Annotated in this window: 15 protein-coding genes; 5 read left to right on the top strand and 10 right to left on the bottom strand. The window is 62.8% G+C overall.

Features of this window, described 5'->3' with window-relative positions:
- Positions 1–2 precede the first annotated feature (2 nt).
- Together JQ573_RS16195 and JQ573_RS16200 are read right to left on the bottom strand one after the other, a co-directional pair.
- Positions 3–740 (bottom strand): ABC transporter ATP-binding protein, encoded by a 738-nt coding sequence (locus JQ573_RS16195; RefSeq protein ID WP_212313156.1) that lies wholly within the window; start codon positions 738–740, stop codon positions 3–5.
- A 2-nt stretch (positions 741–742) separates the two neighbouring features.
- On the bottom strand, positions 743–1,855 hold the full coding sequence (locus JQ573_RS16200) for an MlaE family ABC transporter permease (RefSeq protein ID WP_409334720.1): 1,113 nt from the start codon (positions 1,853–1,855) through the stop codon (positions 743–745).
- Positions 1,856–2,034: 179 nt separating this feature from the next.
- On the opposite strand from JQ573_RS16200, the gene JQ573_RS16205 reads away from it, so the two are divergent.
- Positions 2,035–2,445, top strand: coding sequence for a hypothetical protein (locus JQ573_RS16205; protein ID WP_212313157.1), 411 nt, complete (start codon positions 2,035–2,037; stop codon positions 2,443–2,445).
- On the opposite strand, the gene JQ573_RS16210 is transcribed toward JQ573_RS16205, so the two are convergent.
- The 3 genes from JQ573_RS16210 to JQ573_RS16220 all read right to left on the bottom strand — a co-directional run bounded on the left by JQ573_RS16210 (position 2,415) and on the right by JQ573_RS16220 (position 6,192).
- A complete protein-coding gene (locus JQ573_RS16210; protein WP_212313165.1) occupies positions 2,415–5,186 on the bottom strand; it encodes a bifunctional acetate--CoA ligase family protein/GNAT family N-acetyltransferase in 2,772 nt (923 codons plus the stop codon). The genes JQ573_RS16205 and JQ573_RS16210 overlap by 31 nt on opposite strands.
- Positions 5,168–5,644, bottom strand: a complete 477-nt coding sequence (locus JQ573_RS16215; protein ID WP_212313173.1) for an HPP family protein — start codon at positions 5,642–5,644, stop codon at positions 5,168–5,170. The genes JQ573_RS16210 and JQ573_RS16215 overlap by 19 nt, the downstream gene beginning before the upstream one ends.
- 74 nt (positions 5,645–5,718) lie before the next feature.
- Positions 5,719–6,192 (bottom strand): Hsp20/alpha crystallin family protein, encoded by a 474-nt coding sequence (locus tag JQ573_RS16220; RefSeq protein ID WP_212313175.1) that lies wholly within the window; start codon positions 6,190–6,192, stop codon positions 5,719–5,721.
- 132 nt (positions 6,193–6,324) lie between these two features.
- Here JQ573_RS16220 and JQ573_RS16225 point away from each other — a divergent pair, with 132 nt between their 5' ends.
- The 3 genes from JQ573_RS16225 to JQ573_RS16235 are packed head-to-tail and all read left to right on the top strand — an operon-like array spanning position 6,325 to position 9,210.
- Positions 6,325–7,308 carry a zinc-dependent alcohol dehydrogenase family protein gene (locus JQ573_RS16225; protein WP_212313177.1) on the top strand — a complete coding sequence of 328 codons (984 nt, stop codon included), beginning with the start codon at positions 6,325–6,327 and terminating at the stop codon, positions 7,306–7,308.
- A complete protein-coding gene (locus tag JQ573_RS16230) occupies positions 7,305–8,900 on the top strand; it encodes an AAA family ATPase (protein WP_212313178.1) in 1,596 nt (531 codons plus the stop codon). The genes JQ573_RS16225 and JQ573_RS16230 overlap by 4 nt, the downstream gene beginning before the upstream one ends.
- A 55-nt stretch (positions 8,901–8,955) precedes the next feature.
- Complete coding sequence (locus tag JQ573_RS16235) at positions 8,956–9,210, top strand: hypothetical protein (RefSeq protein WP_212313180.1); 255 nt, start codon at positions 8,956–8,958, stop codon at positions 9,208–9,210.
- Between the two features lie 326 nt (positions 9,211–9,536).
- On the opposite strand, the gene JQ573_RS16240 is transcribed toward JQ573_RS16235, so the two are convergent.
- From JQ573_RS16240 to phbB, 5 genes are all read right to left on the bottom strand, one after another.
- On the bottom strand, positions 9,537–9,704 hold the full coding sequence (locus JQ573_RS16240) for a hypothetical protein (protein ID WP_212313183.1): 168 nt from the start codon (positions 9,702–9,704) through the stop codon (positions 9,537–9,539).
- An 88-nt stretch (positions 9,705–9,792) separates the two neighbouring features.
- On the bottom strand, positions 9,793–11,607 hold the full coding sequence (locus JQ573_RS16245) for a PHA/PHB synthase family protein (RefSeq protein ID WP_409334722.1): 1,815 nt from the start codon (positions 11,605–11,607) through the stop codon (positions 9,793–9,795).
- 85 nt (positions 11,608–11,692) lie between these two features.
- Positions 11,693–12,073: a hypothetical protein gene (locus JQ573_RS16250; RefSeq protein ID WP_212313191.1), complete on the bottom strand. Its 381-nt coding sequence runs from the start codon at positions 12,071–12,073 to the stop codon at positions 11,693–11,695.
- On the bottom strand, positions 12,070–12,549 hold the full coding sequence (locus tag JQ573_RS16255; protein ID WP_249131872.1) for a CBS domain-containing protein: 480 nt from the start codon (positions 12,547–12,549) through the stop codon (positions 12,070–12,072). The genes JQ573_RS16250 and JQ573_RS16255 overlap by 4 nt, the downstream gene beginning before the upstream one ends.
- Positions 12,550–12,563: 14 nt before the next feature.
- Positions 12,564–13,271, bottom strand: coding sequence for an acetoacetyl-CoA reductase (gene phbB, locus JQ573_RS16260; protein ID WP_212313193.1), 708 nt, complete (start codon positions 13,269–13,271; stop codon positions 12,564–12,566).
- Between the two features lie 162 nt (positions 13,272–13,433).
- Between phbB and JQ573_RS16265 the strand changes: the two genes are divergently transcribed.
- A complete protein-coding gene (locus JQ573_RS16265; RefSeq protein WP_212313195.1) occupies positions 13,434–14,270 on the top strand; it encodes a universal stress protein in 837 nt (278 codons plus the stop codon).

Consider the following 14,270-nt stretch of genomic DNA (forward strand, 5'->3'; position numbering starts at 1 on the left):
GCCTAATTGCCGAGGCCAAGCTTCTGCGCCCGGGCTCCGTGAAAGTAAGCCTGGACCCAAGGGTGATCAGACTTGAGCACCGATGACAGCCGCCCGATGGCTGCGATCCTACCGTCGGCGAGTGCGGCGACGCGGTCGCAGATGGCTTGCAGGCTGTTCAAGTCGTGCGTCACCATGAACACAGTGAAACGCAACGTCCGATGTAACGTCCGGATCAGGGTATCGAATTCGCCCGCAGCGATAGGATCGAGCCCGGACGTTGGCTCATCGAGAAACAACAGCGAGGGGTCGAGCGCCAGTGCCCGCGCGAGCGCAACCCGCTTGGTCATGCCGCCCGAGAGTTCGGACGGATACTTGTCCCCGTCTTCGCGCGTAAGGCCGACCATCTCGAGCTTCGCATCCGCAATTTCGTCCAGCAGCCCTGGCGACAGCCGCGCGCGCTCGCGCAGCGGAAACTGGATGTTCTGGCGAGCCGTCAAGGCCGAGAACAGCGCCCCCTGCTGGAACAGCACGCCCCAGCGGCGTTCGTCATCGCCGTCGTCTGCGAAATCGACCTGCCCGCTCCGCTTCGGAAGTAAACCGACCAATGTCCGCATCAGCACCGACTTTCCGCCGCCGGATGCGCCCACGAGGCCGAGAATTTCGCCGTCGTTCACGTCGAGATCGAGATGATCAAGAATGATCTTCTCGCCGAAGCCGACCACGAGGTCGCGGATATGGATCGCTGGCGTGTCGGCCATGGCTACATCCCGATCGAAGCGAAGAAAACTGCGAACAACCCGTCGAGCACGATCACAAGGAAGATCGATTTCACGACCGACGCCGTCGTCTGCTGCCCCAACGACTCCGCGCTGCCCTTGACGCTCAATCCTTCTACCGCCGCGACAAGCCCGATCACGAGTGCCATGAATGGCGCTTTGATGATGCCGACCTCGAAATGAGTGACTGAAACCGCGTCGTGAAGGCGTGCGATGAAGATCGCCGGGCTCATGCCGCCATAAAGCCAGGCGATGAGCCCACCGCCGTAGAGCGCCGCGAGCGAGCCGAGAAAGGTGAGAATCGGCAGCGCCACCACCAGTGCCAGGATCCGCGGCAGGATCAGGACTGCGACAGGATCGAGCCCCATGGTGCTGAGCGCGTCGATCTCCTCACGCATCTTCATCGCACCGATCTCGGCGGTATAGGCACTGCCCGAGCGTCCGGCCACCATGATGGCCACGATCAGCACGCCAATCTCGCGCAGCACGAGGATGCCCACCATGTCGACGACATAGGATTCCGCGCCGAAGCGGCGGAAATGGAAGATGCCTTGCTGAGCAATGATGGCGCCGATCAGGAACGTAATCAGCACCATGATCGGCACCGCTTGCCAGCCCACCCGGCCGAGCTGATAGACCGTCGACGTCAGTCGGAACGATCGCGGATGCCTGAGAATGCCGAGCAGCGCTGCGCTGAAGGCGCCGAGCATATGCAGGAATGCCGCCGAATCGGACGCCAACCGCCTGCTGCCGCGGCCGAGCTGATCGAGTCTCTGCAGCACGGGGTTGACTGATCTGCGTTCGGTTGGGCCGCCACGGTTCAGTCCTCGCACCTCTTCCAGCAGGTCGCCATATGGACCGTCAGCACCTGTGAGGGCTGCTCTGGCAGCGCCACCGCGGGCGAGCCTTTCAAGAAGCCAGGCCCCGACGGTGTCGAGCGCGGTGACGCGACGTACATCGATCGAGCCGATATCGGTACGCGCGGCGTTCGCACACAGCCGCTCCAGCGCTTCGACGTTGGCAACGTTCCAGGCCCCACATGCGGTAAGCACGCGCGGATCGTCCGCATTCGCTGTCAGGGCCGGGGCGTTGGGCAAGATTCTGACTCCAATTTGCGGTTCACGTTAGGCTACTGGAGACGGCTGTGTTTGACCCAGCGCAATCGACTTCACCGTGCCCCAGACATGCGCTTGACCCAAATCAACGGCTTGGCGCGCCGCGGCTCTAGAATTGAGCAGGTCGCCCGGCAGCTCGGGCATGTTCAGGGAGATTTCTGATGAATCGCGCCGCCTTCACGCCTCTGCAAAACACTGCGTTGCCGCACTCGTTCAGGCAGGTTCGGCTCGAACGCGCGCGCGAGCATGATCACCCCGAGGGCGCGTCCGCGATCGGCTATATCATCGTCGCCCCGCTCGATACGGCATCGCAGATCGATGTCGAAACCTGGAAAGCCCATCGCGAGGCCTGCCGCGTCGTTCGTCAGCGCCCCGCGGAAGACGATCAGCTCGGTCACCTCGTTCACGGTCCGGGCGGCAGCTGGCGCTTCCATTACGACGTGACCGGTTCGACAGCCGATGAAGCCGGATATCATTTCGGCAACGAGCGCTTTCGGCTCGGCGAATATGTCTCCGTCCGCGAGGCGGACGGCATGCACCCCTATCGGGTCGTTGCCGTCACGCCGCTTTGATCGCGACTGCGCCGGATCAGAATGTCGGCCCCCAAGGCATCCACCATCGGAAGGGAGAGGTCGAGGACGACATTGACGATCCGGTGGTCGGTCGGCTCTGTCACGGCGGTGAACCCGAGTTCATGGCACATGTTCAGCATGGTGGTGTTCTCGGCCAGCACTTCACCTGACAGCCGCTTCAGCCCTTCCGACCGCGCATACTGAATCAGAAGCTGCATCAGCGCCCACCCAAATCCTCTGCCCTTGAGGTCGGACTGCAACAGGATAGCGTACTCGGCATTCTCGTAGAGCGAGTCCGAATGAAGCTGGACTGCTCCCACCATGGCGCCGGTGCTCGGATCCAGTGCCGCAAAGGCCATCGCGCGCGCGTAGTCGAGCTGGGTCAGCCGCGCAATGAACGCATGCGAAAAATTCTTCATTGCCTGGAAGAAACGAAGTCTGAGATCCTCGGCCGTTACACGCCTGAAGAAGCTATCGACCATGGGCTCATCTTCCGGCCGCAACGGCCGCACAACGACGCGCGAGCCGTCCTTGAGGACAAGCTCTCCCTCCCATTGTGACGGGTATGGCCGCACCGCGAGCCGCGTCTGACCGGCAAACAGCCGCGCGGGCTTGCGGATCGCCACGCGCGCGTCGAGCGCCAGCACACCGGTCTCGTCAGCGAGCAGCGGATTGATGTCGAGCTCGGCGACCTCCGGAATATCGGCCGCCATCTGTGCCAGCTTGACGAGGGTAAGCGGCACGGCTTCGGCCGGCACGGCGGACACGTCGCGGTAGGCCGCAAGCAGCCGCGAGACCCGGGTACGCCCGACCAGGTCGCGAGCGAGGTTCATGTCGAGCGGGGGCAGCGCCAGCGCCTTGTCGTTGATTACTTCGACGGCGGTGCCGCCGCGGCCAAACACGATCACGGGACCGAAGGTCGGATCGTCGGCAATACCGAGGAGCAATTCGCGTGCCGCCCGTCGTTCGATCATCGGCTGGATCGTCACGCCTTGCAGGACGGCATCCGGCCGCGCTGCCCGGGCGCGCGCGAGCACCGTCCTGGCCGCCTGTACGACGCTTTCGCTAGTCCGCAAGCCGAGAATGACACCGCCGATGTCCGACTTGTGCCTGATGTCGCGAGAGAACAGCTTCACCGCTACGGCAAGCCCTTGCGCAAGAAAGGGCGCGGCCTTGTCCACGGCTTCATCGGCATCACGGGCCACAACGGTCGGAACGATCGGAATATCGTACGCCTTGAACAGGGCCACGATTTCAACTGGGTCAAGCCATCCTCGCCCCTCGGACAGCGCTTTCGCAATCACGCGCCGCGCCGCCTCCGTCTCCGGCGCAAACGTCGCGGCGATACTGGGCGGAGTTGCGGCCAGCGCGATGGAGGCCTCGCGATATCTCACCAAATACATGAAAGCGCGCACCGCGTCATCTTCGGTGGGAAAATGCGGGACGCGGGCAGCTTCGAAGGTTGCCGCGGTGCGCTCGTCGGCACCGTCCCACGATGCAAGCACCAGCGCGGCAACGTCACTCTTCCTGGTCCGACGGTCACGAACACATTGTGCGACCGCTTCGGCGATTCCTTCGGTCGGCGCGACCGCCGTTTCCACGTTCATGACCAGCACGGCGTCGCTGTTCGTGTCCTCGAGCAATGCGTCGAGCGCAGACACGTAGCGGGCAGCATCGGCGTCGCCGGAGATATCGACGGGGTTGGCGCGAGACCAGCCTTGTGGCAGAACCCGATCGAGCGCCGCAATCGTCTCCGCCGACAAGCTCGCCGGAACGCCCCCGAGCTCAACGAGCCGGTCGATCGCGAGGATGCCGAGCCCACCGCCATTGGTCAGGATCGACAGCCGGTTGCCGCGCGGAACGAAGCCGCGGCCAAGCAATTCGGCGCAGTCGAACAATTCCCGAAGGTCGTACACGCGCAGCATGCCGGCCCGGCGGAACGCCGCGTCATAGACCGCGTCCGAACCGGCCAGCGCGCCGGTATGGGTGGCTGCGGCCTTGGCGCCCTGCGCCATCCGGCCTGCTTTCACGACAATCAGCGGTTTGAGCCGCGCCGCGGCGCGGGCGGCCGACATGAACTTGCGCGCATCCTTGACGGCCTCGATGTAGAGCAGGATCGCGTTGGTGTGATCGTCCTGCGCGAAATAGTCGAGCAAATCAGCTACATCGACGTCGAGCTGGTCTCCGATCGATACGATGCCGGAGAAGCCGAGCCGCCGCTCTGCCGCCCATTCGATCATCGCGGCAGCAACGGCGCCGGACTGCGAGATCAGGGCAAGACGCCCGTCGGCGGGCTGATGCGCGGCAAAGCTCGCGTTGAGCTTCGCGCGCGGCACCATGACGCCGAGACAGTTCGGCCCGATCAGGCGCATGCCGTGCATGCGCGCGGTCCGCGCGACCGTCTCGGCCAGCGAGCCGGCGCCGTGCCCGAGACCGGCCGACAGGATCACCGCACCGGCGACACCGACCGCAGCAGCGTCCGAGATGATCCCGGGAATCGCGGCCGCCGGCGCCGTGATCGCGAGGAGATCCGGAACGAATGGAAGTGACTTGAGATCCGGGGACGTAGTCTCGCTGTCGATCGCAGCATAGTTTGGATTGACCACGGCGATGCGGCCGGAAAAGCCGCACGCCTTGAGATTCATGAGCACCGCCAGGCCGAGCGAAGATGGACGCGAACTGCCGCCGACAAGCGCGACCGTTCGAGGCGAAAGAACCCGTTCTAGACCAAACGTAGACATCGGACGGTCTCGCAGGGAACGAGCGAAGGCGCCTGCCGCTTCGTGCAGCGTGCCAGCACCCGCATGACATCCTCGCGAGCAATAATCCCGACCAGGTGGTGATACTTGTCAATCACAGGCAGGCTCTTGAGCCGATGTGCGACCATCAGTTGCAGAACACGCTGCAAATTTGTGTCCGGCTCAACCGCGATCACATCGGACGACATGATCTCATCGACCGTCGTTCCCATCTGATCGTCGTAACGTGGCAAGATGTGATCTGTCGGACAGGCGAACACCTTCAGGGCGTCGAGTTTCGTGACGAACCCTACCACGACATCGTCGCGGAGCACGGGATAGGCGTCATAGTCGTCTTTTGCGAACAATCGGTACAAGTCGCCGACGGTCATCTCGGGGGCGACACTTCGTACCGACCTCGTCATGTTGCTCGCGACGGTTTCCTGGAGAAATTCGTACATGGCAGATCCCCTTGGATGGATGGCTATTTCGCGGACGCGTCGCTGCCTGACGAGCGACGCGCCCCGCAAGGCGGCTACGCCGCCGTCTTGATGTCGATCTGCCTGCTCTGCTTGGGAGCCGGCTTCTTGACGGTGACCTTGAGCACGCCCTTGGCGATCTCGGCGCTGACGTCTTCCGCCTTGACGCCCTCGGGCAATGCAACGGACCGCGAGAATGCGCCGAAGCTGCGCTCGATCAGGTGATAGTCCTTGTCCTGCTCCTCGCGCTCGCTCTTCTTCTCGCCCCGGATCGTGAGCACGTTGTCGGCGAGGTTGAGCTGAACGTCCTTGGTCTCGAGGCCGGGTAGCTCGGCGGAGATCTCGACGGTCTTGTCGGTCTCGCTGACGTCCATGCGCGGCATCATCGCCTGCGGCGCGGTGAACGCCGGGAAATTGCGGCCGAATCCGTCAAACAGCCGGTCGATCTCCTGCTGCAGGAACGTGAAGGGGTTGTTTTCCCGCCGCGCCATGGCGCGCTCGGTTCGAACGGGGATCACGTCGTTAGCCATCAGTACCTCCTGCTTGAGTGTCGCTCGCGAAGCAAAGCTAGTCAGGAACAGCCGCCCGGCCGTTGACCAGGATCAAAACCGGACCAATGTCATGTGATCAAAGGAGAGGCACAGACCCAAGTGAGTTCCGTCATGCACGCCATGATCCTTCCCGCGCGCGGCGCGCGACTGCAATATACCGAGCGGCCCGATCCGATTCCCCGGCCGGGCGAGGTGCGCGTCAAGATCAATGCCTGTGGCGTTTGCCGCACCGACCTGCATGTCGTCGACGGAGAACTGCCCGACATCGCCTACCCGATCGTTCCCGGCCATGAGGTGGTTGGCCGTATCGACGCGATTGGCGACGGCGTCGACCATGCGCATCTCGGCACACGCGTCGGCGTTCCCTGGCTTGGATCGACCTGCGGGCATTGCCCCTACTGCCGGGAGGGCAAGGAAAACCTCTGCGACGCCCCCCTGTTTACCGGCTATACGCGGGACGGCGGCTTTGCCACGCACCTGGTGGCAGACGCGCGTTACTGCTTTCCGCTCGGCGAAGACGGCGAGGATGCGGAGCTGGCACCGCTGCTCTGCGCCGGCCTGATCGGCTGGCGCTCCCTGGTGATGGCTGGCGACGGCCGCAAACTCGGCATCTACGGTTTCGGCGCGGCCGGACATATCGTGGCGCAAGTGGCGCGCTGGCAAGGGCGGGATGTCTACGCTTTCACCCGCGCGGGCGACACCGAGGCCCAGCACTTGGCATTATCGCTCGGCGCGTGCTGGGCGGGAGCTTCAGAAGATCGGCCGCCGGCTGAGCTTGATGCCGCGATCATCTATGCCCCGACCGGGCCGCTTGTGCCGCTTGCGCTGCGCACGCTACGAAAGGGCGGACGGGTGGTCTGTGCCGGCATTCACATGTCGGATATCCCGAGCTTTCCCTACGACATCCTTTGGGGTGAACGGCAGATCGTCTCCGTTGCCAACCTGACGCGACAAGATGGCGTCGACTTTCTCAAGACAGCGGCAAAGGCTGGAATCCGGACGCACGTCACCGTCTTTCCCTTGGATCAGGCGAATGAAGCACTCGGGCGCCTGCGGGACGGCAAGCTCATCGGCGCGGCCGTGTTGAAGCCATGACGACGCCGGCACCAACACCCGACGCGGCCACAGGCGAGACCGACCAGGCAGCCGTATTGTCGTTCCTGGCCAGATCTGGCCAGCCGAACGCGCCGGTAAAGCGGATCGACACCCATTGTTCGATCGTCTTTCTCGAACCTTCGCGCGTCCTGAAGATCAAGCGAGCGGTCAAGCTGCCCTATCTCGACTTCTCGACATTGGAGAAGCGGCGGCGCGCCTGCGAAGATGAGATCGCCATCAACAAGCGCCACGCCCCTTCCATCTATCGCAGGGTGATTCCGATCACGCGCGGGCGCGATGGGCTTGCGGTCGAGGGGACCGGTCCGGTTGTCGAATGGGCCGTCGAAATGGCTCGTTTCGACGAGAACAAGACACTCGATCATCTCGCCGAGCGGGATGTAATCCGCCCGGAGCTTGGCGAGAGACTGGCCGCCATCCTGCTCGAATCCCATCGAACCGCAACCGGACGCGGAGGATCCTCATGGCTTGCCTCGCTCCCGGTCATCATCGACCGAAATACGGAGCAGTTTTGCGCCGCGCCAGCTCTGTCCCGGGAGGAAATCGATCGATTGCACGAACTGAGCCATCAAGCCCTCGCGCGCAACCTCGAACTGTTGCGCCGCCGCGCCGCCGCTGGGCAGGTCCGGCACTGTCACGGCGATGCACATCTCGGCAACATCGTCCTGCTCGACGGCGATCCCATTCTGTTCGATGCGATCGAGTTTGACCCCAATATCGCGACGACCGACGTCCTCTACGACCTCGCATTTCCACTGATGGACCTGCTGTACTTCAGACGGGAGACCGTGGCCAACAGGCTGTTCAATAGCTACGTGCAGACCGCCTGGGACTCGCAATCGGGTGCGTTGTGTCTGCTGCCACTGTTCCTATCAATGCGCGCAGCGATCCGGGCCAACGTGCTCTTCACCAAGGCACGGCAACACCAGTTCGATCAAGCGATCGACGCCCAAGCGAAGCGCTATTTCGAGCTTGCACGCCGGCTCATTGAACCGGAGCCGCCCCGCCTAATTGCAGTTGGCGGGAAGTCCGGTACCGGCAAGAGCGTGCTGGCGCGCGACATGGCGCATCTGATCGCGCCGCCCCCGGGCGCCTTGGTTCTGCGATCGGATGTCATTCGCAAGCAGCTCCATCACGTCGCCGAGCACGCGACATTATCGCCGGAAACCTATACGCCCGAAGCATCCGACCGCGTCTACCAGGCCATGCTCAAGCATGCCGCGCACACATTAGGCCAGGGAGTTTCGGTAATACTCGATGCGGTCTTCCTGAAGCCGGTGGCGCGTGGTGCCGCTGAAGCCGCTGCTCGCGACGCAAAAGTTGGCTTTCGCGGCATTTTCTTGACCGCCGGGCGCGCCACACTGCTGCACCGCGTGGCATCGCGGCAGAACGACGCGTCGGACGCGACGTCCGATGTAGTCCTGATCCAAGACAACATTGAAACCGGAATGGTCGATTGGGATATTGTAGACGCTTCCGGTACGCCCTCCACCACGCTTGAACGCAGTACTTCCCGCCTGCTGGCGTCCCCGACGGAACGGGCGAGCGATACATCGCCTAAGGGAAACTCCTGAATTGGTCGATGCCGTCAGGTCTGGCAACATTCTCCCCATTGACAGGAGGAGTTCCATGAAACGGCGATTAACCTTCATCTTTGTCGGTAGTGCGATCCTCGCGGTCGTGCTCGCTCTATTCTGCAATTGGTACTTTCCGGATGTGGTACCGCTCGCCTCGACCGAGCCGGTATCCACAAGCTGGCGGCTTGACGCCGCCTTTGCCGTCTCCACCGTCAGATGGACCGCGGCATTTGTTGCTGCCGCATCGGCAATAGCCCTGATGTTCATGAACATCACCAAGGACTCTTCCGGGCTCGAAGGACGATAGACGTTTCCATTCCGGACGCGTCGACGACATCCGCCATCTGCTTTCCGAGGGCCGGCCTCAATAGCCGGCCCTCGGCGGGTGGATCACCCCGTGGCAGTACCGTTCCGAACTGGGCGGAAACGATCTGCGCCAATCCAGCGAAGCCCTTTTCGACATCCCCTCCGATTAGGATCCGGCGCCGCGCGCTCAGTTGCTTCGAGCCCTACGGCACCAACGATGCAGCGCGTACGTGACGTGCAACAGCAAATATTATGGGCGAATGGCGCCGATACCAGCGAACCATAACGGACGCCTCAATCCCAAGGCCATCGACCGAGCTCGAGCTGTCACGTTTGCCGCCACAGGCTCCAGAGACTGCCGGCCAACAGGAGCCCGATCACGAGCAGGATGGCCATGAACATTTGCATGACGTCAAAGTTCAGAGAATCGCGCGCGACGAACAGCGCGGTAATGGATCCCGCAAGTATGAAGAAAACGCGAAGGATCAGACTCATGGCTTCCTCGCTGCAACCTGGTGCGACCGTTTCTATCGTAACGGCTCGCGGCGGTGAGGATTTGCGACAGATCAAGCCGGTGCGACGTTCAATGCTGGAGCACATACTGGCCCGGCGCATCACCAAGCGACGATACACCCTCGGGCGCGTAAAGCGCCGACTGCGCCGGCACCCACGCACCGGAATGTGCCGTGAGGAAACGAACCCACTCCAGCCACCATGATCCGTCGCGATTCACCGCCTTCCGCAGCCACTCGTCGGGGCCGACATAGGGTTGATCCGCCTTCTTCTCCAACAACTGATAGCTGTGCCCCTCCTCCGACGGTGGAGCAACGATGCCGGCGTTGTGACCGCCGCTCGCCAGCACGAAGGCAATATCGGCATCGGCCAACAGGTGAATCTTGTGAACCGACCGCCAGGGCGCGACGTGATCGCGGACAGTGCCAACCGCGAACATGGGGACACGAAGATCGGAAAGCGCCACCGGCTGTCCGTCGACCAAATAGCGGCCCTCGGCAAGGTCGTTGTTGAGAAACAGCTTGCGCAGATAGTCCGAATGCATCCGGTAGGGCATGCGGGTCGCGTCCGCGTTCCATGACATCAGGTCACTCGGCGCGGCACGCTCGCCCATGAGATAATCGCGGACCAGGCGCGACCAGATCATGTCGTTCGACCGCAGCAGCTGGAACGCACCGGCCATCTGCGCCGTCTCGAGCACGCCGCGCTGCCGCATCATATCCTCGAGGAACGCGACCTGGCTTTCATTGATGAAGAGCGTCAGTTCGCCGGCATCGGTGAAATCGACCTGGGCTGCCAAGAGCGTTACCGAGCGCAGGCAGCCGGGCCGCTCCTTCTGCAGCCGAGCTGCTGCAATTGCTAGCAGCGTCCCACCGAGGCAGTAGCCAGCGGCATGGATCTGACGTTCGGGAACAAGCTGATTGATCACGTCGATCGCGGCGTCGATCCCAAGCTTGCGATATTGATCGAGACCAAGTTCGCGATCGGCTGGCTCTGGATTTCGCCACGAGATCATGAACACGGTGAAGCCGCGCTCGACCAGGAACCGTACGAGCGAATTCTGCGGCGAGAGATCGAGGATGTAATACTTCATGATCCAGGCCGGCACGATCAGCACCGGCTCGGGGCAAACGTCGGCTGTTGCGGGCGCGTATTGGATGAGCTCGATCAGCTCATTCCGGTAGACAACCTTGCCCTTGGTCGCGGCGACATCCTTGCCGATCACAAATGGGGCCGGTCCGGACGGCTTGGCGCGCAACAAGTCCCTGCAATCTTCCAACCAGTTATGCCACCCCGACACGAAGTTGCCGCCGCCTGAATCCATTGCCCGCCGCAGCACCTCGGGATTGCTGAACGCAAAGTTGGACGGCGCAACAACATCGAGGCATTGCCGGACGGTAAAATCCACGACCGCTGCATCTGCTCTTGAGACGCCGTGCAGGCCGCTGGTCGCCGAATGCCACCATTGCTCACCCAGCAGGAAAGCCTGCGCCATGACGTTGAAGGCCGGCAATGTCCAGTCCTGGCCGGCAAATCGGCTGTCACCCGGTTGAGGCTTGACCATGAACCAGGGCTGCCAGGCCGCATGCGGCGTCGACACCATGTGCGCGAAGCGCGCGCCGTCAGCTAGCGCATTCAGCGCCAGTTGAAGCCGTTTACCGGGTGAGGCCACAAGGTGGAGTTGCCAATCGGCGAAAGCGAGCGCGAGGCCGGCCGGTGAAAGCCCCCCGGTCCATCGCGCCATCGCCGCGTGAACGAGTTGGTCGAGCGATTCGGTACCCGTCAATGGCCCGACCTCGGGCTGTACTAAAGCGGGCGTTCCGGCACCCGTCACATCGTCATTGGCAGGAGTTGTGGGCTGGTCGAGAACTGCTTGGACTGTCATCGCTCGTCTCCTTGCTCGAGCCGGATGGGCTCGGGCGCAATCTATCTTTCGGTCTGGCAGCTGCTCAGACGCGGGCCTTTGCCGCTCAGCCGAGGCGGAATCGCTTCCGACCCAGCGCCACGATCTCCGCGTCGGTGGGATGATCGCTCGGCTCGACATGCAAATTGAGGTCGGGCCGCTCCGCCTTGAGATACTGCATCAGCTCGGTCTTCTCGGTACCTGGTCCGATGACGAGCAGATCGCGGCAGCCGCTTACGGCCTCTCCCACCCTGGCAAGAAATGTCGCATCGGCCTCGACGCGACCATCGCCAATCGTATTCGCCTTGTGATGCAGATGCTGCGACGCCAAATGCGCATGGACGGCCGTCGCGCTGACGCCTGTCAACCCGATCCCGAAAACCTTCGCAACAAGGTGGTCGATCCAAACGACAGCGTGCGCATGTGATTGCAGGGCAATCTCGCTCATGAATTAACTCCGGTGCTTGCTTTCTCTGCTTCTCTCAATCGGCGCGCCAATGCCGCAAGCAGCTCCCTGCGACTGACAATACCGACGACGGTTCCGGCGCCGAGCACTGGAATCTGGGCGACATTGTAGATATCCATCTGCGCGACGACGTCCTCGATCGATGCCTCGATATCGACGGTGATCGGCGCGCCACTCATGAGCGAGCCGACCCGCAAGGTGCGCATACGCTCGCGTTCGGGTGTATTCTCCGCAATGCCAAGCAGGGACTCCAGCCAGTTTCCTGACGGCGGGCTGATACCAAGCTCATCGCGGTGGAGGAAATCGCCCTCCGAAACCATGCCGACGAGGTCACCGGCGTCGTCGATCACCGGCAGGCCGCGCTGATCGGTTTCAAGCAACAGCTCGACGGCATTGAGTACTGTGGCAGTCGGCTTGATCGTCGCGAACGAACTGCGCATCACATCGGTTGCGAGCATGGTAATTCTCCCATTCAGCACATGTGTTGACCGCCATTGATCGAGAGCGTCGACCCGGTGATGAACCCTGCTTCGTCGGCAGCAAGAAATGCGACGGCGCAGGCGAGCCGCCCGACCGGGACCTGCGGCAGAATGGAGTTCTGCATGACATCAGCCGGCACCGCGGCCAGCATCTCGGTGTTGATGTAACCCGGGCAGATCGCATTGACTGTGATCCAGAACCGCGCGCTTTCAAGCGCGAGCGCGCGGGTGAAGCCAAGCTCGGCGGCCTTCGCCGCGGCATAGTTCGTCTGGCCGATCTGGCCCTTCTGCCCATTGATCGACGAGATGTTGATGATCCGCCCGAACTTGCGCGCCCGCATGCCCTCGATGAGGGGCCGGCACATGTTGAACAACGAATCGAGATCGGGTCGGATCACCGCGTCCCATTGCGGCTTGGTCATTCGGTGCAGGGTGGCGTCGCGCACGATACCGGCGTTGTTGACCAGGATGTCGATTGGGCCAAGCGCGGCTTCGACCTCGCGGACACCGGCTGCACAGGCATCGAAATCGGCAACATCCCACCGGAAGGTGCGAATTCCGGTCTGCTCGCCAAATCGGCGCGCAGCGTCCGCATTTCCGGCATAGCAGGCCGCAACCCGACATCCGGCAGCAGCGAAGGCGCGCGAGATCGCCACGCCAATTCCCCTGCTCCCCCCCGTAGCCAATGCGACGCGCGCCATGCCGGCTCCTCCAAACTGGACGCAACATTTGCGCGAAGTACACGTGCGATGAATTGATCTCGCTCAATCAGAATCCACGAACGCGCATGAGGCAGATCAAATTGGCCAGCCTCGACCCGTGCTCTGATGGCACATGCTTTTCTACCCCTTTGGAGAACGGTCATGTTCAAGAACATCCTCGTCCACATTCCGACGGAGCTGTCGCCACGTCCCGCAGTCGACGGATCGGTCTCGCTCGCGCTTGGCACGGGCGCGCATCTCGACGCAATGGCGATCGGCTACGAAACTGCCAGCGTACCGCTCGTCGTTGAAGGGAGCGTGGCGGTCGCCTCGCTGTTCGAGGCTGAACATGCACAGGCCCTGGAACGCGCCGAGGCTGCGCTGCGCGTCTTCGATATCGAGGCACGAAATGCAAATATATCCTACGCAACCCGCGCCGTGGGCGCGCTCCCCATCGATGCGCGCGAGATGATCTGCGCCAGCGCGCGGCTGCATGACCTGACGGTGGTGGTGCAGCCGCGGGGCGAGTACAACAGCTACGACAACGTGATTCCACGGGAACTATTGTTCCAGGCCGGTGGCCCCGTCCTGTTCATGCCCTACACGTTCCATGGCGCATTCTCGGCGAAACGAATCGGGATCTGCTGGGACGGCAGCCGGCTTGCTGCCCGCGCCCTCCACGACGCAATGCCGCTGCTGCGCGCAGCTGATGCTCTCGCCATCATCACCATCGATGGGGCCGATCCGATCCCCTCAGAAAGCTCCACCGATCATCTGGTGCGCTATCTTGCGAAGGAAGGGCTTCCGGCCAAGATCACGTCGTTGCCGGCGTCAAGGTCGGAAGTTCAGTCGATCCTGCTGTCGATCGCGGCGGATGAGAGCCTCGACCTTCTGGTGATGGGCGGATACGGCCACTCCCGCCTGCAGGAAACCCTGCTCGGCGGCGTGACGCGCGACATGTTGCGTGCGATGACCGTCCCCGTCCTGATGTCCCACTAA

The sequence above is a fragment of the Bradyrhizobium sp. AUGA SZCCT0105 genome (assembly GCF_018129565.1).
Lineage (GTDB): Bacteria > Pseudomonadota > Alphaproteobacteria > Rhizobiales > Xanthobacteraceae > Bradyrhizobium.

Excerpts from the sequence above, each read along its gene's own strand:
- JQ573_RS16235 (WP_212313180.1), top strand. The coding sequence starts at position 8,956 with ATGAAACGGCGATTAACCTTCATCTTTGTCGGTAGTGCGATCCTCGCG.
- JQ573_RS16210 (WP_212313165.1), bottom strand. The coding sequence starts at position 5,186 with ATGTCTACGTTTGGTCTAGAACGGGTTCTTTCGCCTCGAACGGTCGCG.
- JQ573_RS16230 (WP_212313178.1), top strand. The coding sequence starts at position 7,305 with ATGACGACGCCGGCACCAACACCCGACGCGGCCACAGGCGAGACCGAC.
- JQ573_RS16215 (WP_212313173.1), bottom strand. The coding sequence starts at position 5,644 with ATGTACGAATTTCTCCAGGAAACCGTCGCGAGCAACATGACGAGGTCG.
- JQ573_RS16255 (WP_249131872.1), bottom strand. The coding sequence starts at position 12,549 with ATGCTCGCAACCGATGTGATGCGCAGTTCGTTCGCGACGATCAAGCCG.
- JQ573_RS16225 (WP_212313177.1), top strand. The coding sequence starts at position 6,325 with ATGCACGCCATGATCCTTCCCGCGCGCGGCGCGCGACTGCAATATACC.
- JQ573_RS16205 (WP_212313157.1), top strand. The coding sequence starts at position 2,035 with ATGAATCGCGCCGCCTTCACGCCTCTGCAAAACACTGCGTTGCCGCAC.
- JQ573_RS16250 (WP_212313191.1), bottom strand. The coding sequence starts at position 12,073 with ATGAGCGAGATTGCCCTGCAATCACATGCGCACGCTGTCGTTTGGATC.
- JQ573_RS16265 (WP_212313195.1), top strand. The coding sequence starts at position 13,434 with ATGTTCAAGAACATCCTCGTCCACATTCCGACGGAGCTGTCGCCACGT.
- JQ573_RS16240 (WP_212313183.1), bottom strand. The coding sequence starts at position 9,704 with ATGAGTCTGATCCTTCGCGTTTTCTTCATACTTGCGGGATCCATTACC.
- JQ573_RS16195 (WP_212313156.1), bottom strand. The coding sequence starts at position 740 with ATGGCCGACACGCCAGCGATCCATATCCGCGACCTCGTGGTCGGCTTC.
- JQ573_RS16220 (WP_212313175.1), bottom strand. The coding sequence starts at position 6,192 with ATGGCTAACGACGTGATCCCCGTTCGAACCGAGCGCGCCATGGCGCGG.
- JQ573_RS16245 (WP_409334722.1), bottom strand. The coding sequence starts at position 11,607 with ATGACAGTCCAAGCAGTTCTCGACCAGCCCACAACTCCTGCCAATGAC.
- phbB (WP_212313193.1), bottom strand. The coding sequence starts at position 13,271 with ATGGCGCGCGTCGCATTGGCTACGGGGGGGAGCAGGGGAATTGGCGTG.